General features: G+C 62.8%; 5 protein-coding genes. 2 read left to right on the top strand and 3 right to left on the bottom strand.

The genetic code is table 11. The annotated features are described in order from the left end of the window. Nucleotides 1–98 precede the first annotated feature (98 nt). Nucleotides 99–1,514, bottom strand: coding sequence for a 3-isopropylmalate dehydratase large subunit (leuC, locus tag IAE77_RS04085; RefSeq protein WP_294222233.1), 1,416 nt, complete (start codon nucleotides 1,512–1,514; stop codon nucleotides 99–101). Nucleotides 1,515–1,619: 105 nt separating this feature from the next. On the opposite strand from leuC, the gene dctA reads away from it, so the two are divergent. After that, nucleotides 1,620–2,864 carry a C4-dicarboxylate transporter DctA gene (dctA, locus tag IAE77_RS04090; protein ID WP_294222236.1) on the top strand — a complete coding sequence of 415 codons (1,245 nt, stop codon included), beginning with the start codon at nucleotides 1,620–1,622 and terminating at the stop codon, nucleotides 2,862–2,864. Nucleotides 2,865–2,891: 27 nt separating this feature from the next. Here the strand turns inward: dctA and IAE77_RS04095 are convergent, their stop codons facing one another. Further along, the gene (locus IAE77_RS04095; RefSeq protein ID WP_294222239.1) at nucleotides 2,892–3,125 is read right to left on the bottom strand and encodes a hypothetical protein; all 234 of its coding nucleotides are present in this window, start codon (nucleotides 3,123–3,125) and stop codon (nucleotides 2,892–2,894) included. A gap of 6 nt (nucleotides 3,126–3,131) precedes the next feature. Further along, the gene (locus IAE77_RS04100) at nucleotides 3,132–5,645 is read right to left on the bottom strand and encodes a transglycosylase domain-containing protein (RefSeq protein ID WP_294222242.1); all 2,514 of its coding nucleotides are present in this window, start codon (nucleotides 5,643–5,645) and stop codon (nucleotides 3,132–3,134) included. A 68-nt stretch (nucleotides 5,646–5,713) separates the two neighbouring features. Here IAE77_RS04100 and IAE77_RS04105 point away from each other — a divergent pair. Then, the coding region (locus IAE77_RS04105; protein ID WP_294222245.1) for an SAM-dependent methyltransferase at nucleotides 5,714–6,664 on the top strand (951 nt) is incomplete at its 3' end.

Raw genomic sequence — 6,664 nt, forward strand, 5'->3', positions numbered from 1 at the left:
GTTCTATCCGTCCGATGTTTGGCTTTGGTTTCATCAGATCAGAAAAAGAGAGCGGACTCTCACGAATCCGCCCTCCTTTTTAAACTCTGTCTTTCCGATCAACCCGCGATCGCAAACACCTCGCGGGCGTCGGCGATGCTGCCGGTGAGGGCGGCGGCGGCGACCATGACGGGGCTCATGAGGACGGTGCGGCCGGTGGGGCTGCCCTGACGGCCTTTGAAGTTGCGGTTCGAGGACGAAGCGCAGAGCTGGTCGCCGATGAGCTTGTCGGGATTCATCGCGAGGCACATGGAGCAGCCTGCGCCGCGCCATTCGAAGCCGGCTTCGCTGAAGACCTTGTCGAGACCTTCCTGACGGGCGAGGACATCGACGATCTGGGAGCCGGGAACGGCAATGGCTTTGACTCCGGCGGCGACTTTGCGGCCCTTGATGAACTTCGCCACTTCGCGGAAGTCACTGAGGCGGCCGTTGGTGCAGGAGCCGATGAATGCGACGTCGATCTTGGTGCCTTTGATCGGCTGGCCGGCGGGAAGCTGCATGTAAGTGAGCGCGTCCTGGATGGAAACGCGCTGCGCGTCGTTGGCGGCGCTGTCGGGCGTCGGCACGTTTTCGGTGACGGAGATGCCCTGGTCGGGGCTGGTGCCCCAGGTGACGGTCGGTGGCACGTCCTCGGCCTTGATGTTCACCACGTCGTCATAAACGGCGTCCTTGTCGGAGGCGACGGCACGCCATTTTTCGACGGTGGCGTCCCATTCGGTGCCTTTCGGCGAATACGGGCGGCCCTTGAGGTATTCGAAGGTCTTTTCGTCCGGATTGACGTAGCCGCAGCGGGCACCGCCTTCGATGGACATGTTGCAGACGGTCATGCGCTCCTCCATCGACATGGCGTCGAAGAGGCTGCCGCCGTATTCGTAGGCGTAGCCGATGCCGCCGTTGGCGCCAAGCAGGCGGATGATGTGCAGGATGACATCCTTGGCGTAAACGCCGGGACGAAGCTGGCCGTCCACGTTGATGCGGCGGACCTTCATCTTGCTGAGTGCCATGGTCTGCGTGGCGAGGATGTCGCGCACCTGCGTGGTGCCGATGCCGAAGGCGATCGCGCCGAAAGCGCCATGCGTGGCGGTGTGGCTGTCGCCGCAGGCAATGGTGGTGCCGGGCTGGGTGATGCCCTGTTCAGGTCCGACGACGTGGACGATGCCCTGCTTGCCACTGCTCAAATCGAAATAGGTGATGCCGAACTCGACGGCATTTTTGCGCAGTTCCTTGATCATCTCGGCCGCGAGCGGGTCGGCGAAGGGCTCGGTCTGCACGTCGGTGGGTACGATGTGATCAACCGTGGCGAAGGTGCGGTGCGGATAGGCGACTTTCAGGTTCAAATCACGCAGCATGCCGAAGGCCTGCGGGCTGGTCACTTCATGGACGAGGTGCGTGTCGATGAGAAGCTGCGTCTGGCCGTTGGCGAGCGTGCCAACGACGTGCGATTCCCAGACTTTTTCGAAGAGAGTTTTGCCCATGATGCGTGCGAATTGGAGGTTTGAGGGCCGCGAGCCTAGCACGCACGGCGGTGGGTGCAAGAAAGCCTCTTGGCTTTTGCCCGGGACCTGCCAGCATCGGCGGCCATGAAATGGCTGAAAATTCTCTACGTGCAGGTACTGCTGGGGATCCTGCTGGGAATCCTGCTGGGGCTGTTCTGGCCGGAGACCGGGGTGAAGATGCAGCCGCTGGCCGAGATCTTCATCAAGGCGATCAAAATGCTCATCGCGCCGATCATCTTCTGCACGGTCGTGACCGGCATCGCGAGCATGGGCGATCTGAAACGCGTGGGCCGCGTCGGCTGGAAGGCGCTGGTTTATTTCGAGGTGCTGACCACGCTGGCGCTGATCATCGGCCTGCTGGTGGCGAACCTGGCCCAGCCGGGCTCGGGAATGGATCTGGACGCCACCGCGAAGGAAACGACGAAAATCAGCGAGTACGCGGCCAAGGCGCACGACACGAGCACGAAGGCTTTCATCATGAACATCGTGCCCAAGACGTTCGTGGGCGCTTTCACCGACGATTCGGTGCTCCCGGCGCTGTTCCTGGCGATCCTGGTGGCCGTTGCGTTGTGCCAGATGGGCGAGAAAGGCCACGTCGTGCTGGAACTGCTGCACGCGGTGTCGGAGGTGTTTTTCAAGCTCGTTGCCATCATTACCCGGATCGCTCCCATCGCCGCGTTTGGAGCGATGGCCTTCACGGTGGGCTCCGAGGGGCCGCACACGCTGGTGAAACTGGCAAAGGTGCTCGGCTGCGTCTATCTGACCTGCGGCTTGTTTGTCTTCGTCGTGCTAGGGGCCGTGTGCAGGCTGAACGGCTTCAGCATCTGGAAGGTGATCAAGCACATCAAGGACGAGCTGCTGCTCGTGCTCGGCACGTCGTCATCGGAGACCGCACTGCCGCAGCTCATGCAAAAGCTGGAGAAATCCGGCTGTGACAAGTCCGTGGTCGGCGTGGTCGTTCCCTCCGGCTACTCGTTCAATCTCGACGGCACCTGCATCTACCTCACGCTGGCCGCGCTGTTCGTCGCCCAGGCCACGAACACGCATCTGTCGCTCTGGCAGCAACTCGGTCTGCTCGGCGTGCTGCTGCTGACGTCCAAAGGCGCGGCAGGCGTCACGGGCGCGGGATTCATCACGCTGGTGGCCACGCTTTCCACCATCGACACCGGCATCCCCGTCGCCGGATTGGCGATGCTCATCGGCATCGACCGATTCATGTCTGAGGCGCGTGCTCTGACCAATCTCATCGGCAACACCGTCGCCACGCTCGTCGTGGCGAAGTGGGAGAAGGGATTTGATGCGGAAAAGGGCGGGATGCTGCTGAGATGATCAGCGCCCGAACTCTTTCCTCATAGATCACAGCGCATCCATCATGTGCATGATCGCTGCGATCGCAGACAAAAACGCGCCGATAAAATAGATCCCTGTGACCGCCCAGAATGCCATTGGACTGGTGTCACGAAAATGCTCAGCTCCATTTGAAGAAACCTTTCCGGTCTTGATCGCCTTGCATCCAAAAAAGATGAATACTGCGCAGAACGCGAGACTTGCCAATGCGACCGGAAAACTTGCGCGACTCAGAAAGATCATGACTCTTCACAAATCAATCTTCATCGGCGGCGGCGGGGCCAGCTTGAGCACCGGGCCGTCGTTGGTCTCGTTCACGGCATCGACCGGGATGGCCTTGCGGATCGGACTGCCGTCGTCATTCACCGGACGGGCACGGGGCACGGCCTGCTCGGCGTTGTAGGGATCCTCGCCGATCACGGTGAGCGCCTGCATGCGCACCGGCTCGATGTGGACCCATTTGGCCGCGTCGGCGATGAGCGGGGCGGCCTGGATGCCGCCGAAGGTGGCCTGATGCTGGAATTGCGCGATCTCCTTGGGCAGCCCCTCACCGGTATGGGCCGTGCAGAGCCCCTCCATCGGCGTTCCGGGGCGGATGTACTCGACGTAGGTCGCGCGGACGGATTTTTCGACGCCGTCCGGGCCTTTGACCTTCTCGTAGCAGTAATCCGTGGCCCGCATGCCGCTGCGCTGGCAGATCTCGACCCGCTCCGCGAACTGCGGCGGCGTGACCTCACGCGGCACGTAACGTGTGGTGCTGGCATTCACCATGTCCACCCACGCCGGGAGCAGCACGCGATTGGAGAAAGCACCGGGGAAGATGGTCTTGCTCTTGTCAAAGCCGGCCCACACACCGCAGGTGATCTCCGAGGTGTAGCCGAGGAACCACAGGTCCTTGAACTCATAATGCGTGCCGGTTTTCCCGCCGGCCACGAACTCGCCCAGCTTGTATTTGGTGACCGCGGCGCTGCCGGTGCCGCGATGCAGCGCATCGACGAGGCAGGTGTGCGTCTGGTAGGCGGCGATGGGGTCCATGCTCTGCACGCTTTGCAGCGCCGCCTCGGCGATCTGGAAGACGGCCTTGTCATTGCTGTCGGTGATGCGCTGGATGAGGTGCAGCTTCTGCGGACGGCTGCCCAGCGTGGGGAAATTGGAGTAGGCCAGGCACATCTCGCTGAGCTTGGCCTCGCTCGCGCCGAGGAAGGTGGAGGGGTAATCGCGCATCTCCGAGCTGATGCCGGCCTTCTGCGCCACCTCCTTCACCATCGGCACGCCAACGCGTTCACCGAGACGCACGGTGGCGGAGTTGCGGCCCATCACCAGCGCCTCGCGCGAGCTCATGGGAGCCTGCGACCACTTGGGATTGTCCACCTCCGCCCCCCACTCGCCCAAAATGCCGGTCAGACCGCCGATCATCACGCGGCGGTTGTCCAGCGGCGCATCATCGACCTTGGTGCCGGGATAGACGCCCGGGCTGCTGAAGGCAGCGGCGTACACAAAGGGGGTGAAGGCCGTTCCCACCGGACGCAGGCCGTCGGTGGCGCGGTTGAACTGGCTGTCGCCAAAATCACGCCCGCCGACCATCGCCAGGATGCTGCCGTCCTTGTTGTCGATCATCAAGGCGGCGGCCTGGAGGTATTCCGGCACCGGCTTGGGCGTGGCAGGATCGATCTCGCCACGCTTCATCCGCGCGCGGTAGTCGCTGATGATGGCACGGAACTGCTCATACGTCTGGTGCTCGTAGCCGGGGCGTTTCTCCGTCTCGGCCAGGTGCTTGTTGAGCGCGTTCTCCGCCGTCTTTTGCACGTCCTGGTCGATGCTGGTGTAAATGCGGAAACCGCCGATGGAGGCCCGTTCCTCGCCGACGAGATCGACCACTTCACGCCTGACGGCATCGAACACGTAGCTGAGGCGCGGGTCGCTGCTCTGCGGCGCGGTGATGAGCGGCTTCAGCTTCAGTTTCTCCGCCTCGACCACGGTCAGGGTGCCTTCGGTGGCCATGCGGTCGAGCACGTAGTTACGCTCCTTCAGCGCCCGCTGCGGGTGCTTGACGGGCTGGATGTTGTTCGGGCTCTTGATGAGGCCGCAGATGGTGGCTGACTCCTCGATGGAGAGCTCCTTGACGTCCTTGCCGAAGTAACCGCGCGCAGCGGCCTGCACGCCGTAGAAATTGGCGCCGAAGAAGATGCGGTTCAGGTAGAGCTCGAGAATCTCCGGCTTGGAGAAGTGCTTCTCGATGCGCTGGGCGAGGAAGGCTTCGAGGATCTTTCGTTTGTAGCTGCGCTCCAGCAGCTTGAAGGTCTGCCGGGCGAGCTGCTGCGTGATGGTGCTGGCCCCCTGGGTCACCTCGCCGGCCTGGAGGTTCGTCCAGACCGCACGGGCCAGGCCGATATAATCGACCCCGTCGTGCTTGAAGAAGCGGCTGTCCTCCTGCGCCACGAGCGCGTCGATGAAATGCTGCGGCACGTCGGTGATCGGCACCGGAGTGCGGTTCAGCACGTAAAGCCGGGCCATTTCGTCGCCATTGCGGTCATAAATGATGCTGGCGGACTCGAGCTTCTTCAGCTCCTCCAGGTCGAATTTCTCGGCATCCCGCCGCAAGGGGGCCACCACGACGCTGTACACGCCGAACGCGGCCAGGACGCCGAGGATGAACAGCGCCAGCAGGGCGCTGAACCAGCCGCGGCGGTAAAAAGGCAGTTTCAGGCCGGTTTCTCCGCGCCAGTTGCGCACGGGCTGGGGGTCGGGATCATCACGAAACATGGCGGGGAAAAAGAATGGGCGGAAAAATTACCCGTCCTTCACATTCCGCGCCAGTTGTTTCCCGTCCGATGTCACCCCTGCCCCAGATCCTCCGCGACCAGATCACCGCCCTACCGGCGGGACGGCTGCCCTTCGCCCAGGTCATGGAACTGGCGCTTTATCATCCTGAGCATGGTTATTATGGCCCCGGACCGCGGCGGATCGGCCGGCACGGCGATTTCTTCACCAGCGTGAGTGTGGGGCCGCTGTTTGGGAAGCTGCTGGCGATGCGCGCCCTGGAGGAATGGCAGGCGGCAGGTGAGCCGGAGGATTTCACAATCATCGAGCAGGGGGCGCATGATGGCCAGCTCGCCGAGGACATCTTGAGCGCCCTGGACCGGAAGCCGCTGCGCTATCTCATCGTGGAGCCGAATCCGCGTTATCGGGAGGTCCAGGCGAAACGGCTCGGCGACCGTGTGCAGTGGGTGGAAAGCCTCACCGCGCTGCCAAGCGGCCCCAGGCACGGCTTTTTCGTGTGCAACGAGCTTCCCGACGCTTTTCCCGTCCACCTCGTTCGCTGGTGCGGAGAGCGCTGGCGGGAGCTGTTCGTCGAGGCGGATGGTCCTGAAGCATTCCGGTTCATCGCAGGCGACATGTCGTGTTCAGAACTCATGGAAGAGGCGAAACATCTGCCCCACGACCTCGCACCCGGCCACACGATCGAGATCAATCTCGCCATGCTGACGTGGATCCGCGACCTGGCCCATGCGGCCTTCGCCGGGAAGATTTTCATCGCCGACTACGGCCTCGACGCGGAGGAGTTTTTTGCCGATTCACGTGCGGACGGCACACTGCGACGGTACCGGCATCATCACATGGACGACAATGTGCTGTGCGACCTGGGGGAGTGTGATCTGACGACGCACATCCACTTCACCCGGCTGATCGCCGAGGCTGAACGCCATGGTCTGGCGAAGGTGGAATACGATCTCCAGGGCCGGGTGCTGGGCCGCATGGCGATGCCCTGGCTCAGCACCCTG

Origin of the sequence: Prosthecobacter sp., assembly GCF_014879935.1 — a bacterium.
Taxonomy (GTDB): Bacteria; Verrucomicrobiota; Verrucomicrobiia; order Verrucomicrobiales; family Verrucomicrobiaceae; genus Prosthecobacter.

What these genes read in the sequence shown, in the direction of transcription:
- leuC (WP_294222233.1), bottom strand. Translation starts at nt 1,514, where the DNA reads ATGGGCAAAACTCTCTTCGAAAAAGTCTGGGAATCGCACGTCGTTGGC.
- IAE77_RS04095 (WP_294222239.1), bottom strand. Translation starts at nt 3,125, where the DNA reads ATGATCTTTCTGAGTCGCGCAAGTTTTCCGGTCGCATTGGCAAGTCTC.
- dctA (WP_294222236.1), top strand. Translation starts at nt 1,620, where the DNA reads ATGAAATGGCTGAAAATTCTCTACGTGCAGGTACTGCTGGGGATCCTG.
- IAE77_RS04100 (WP_294222242.1), bottom strand. Translation starts at nt 5,645, where the DNA reads ATGTTTCGTGATGATCCCGACCCCCAGCCCGTGCGCAACTGGCGCGGA.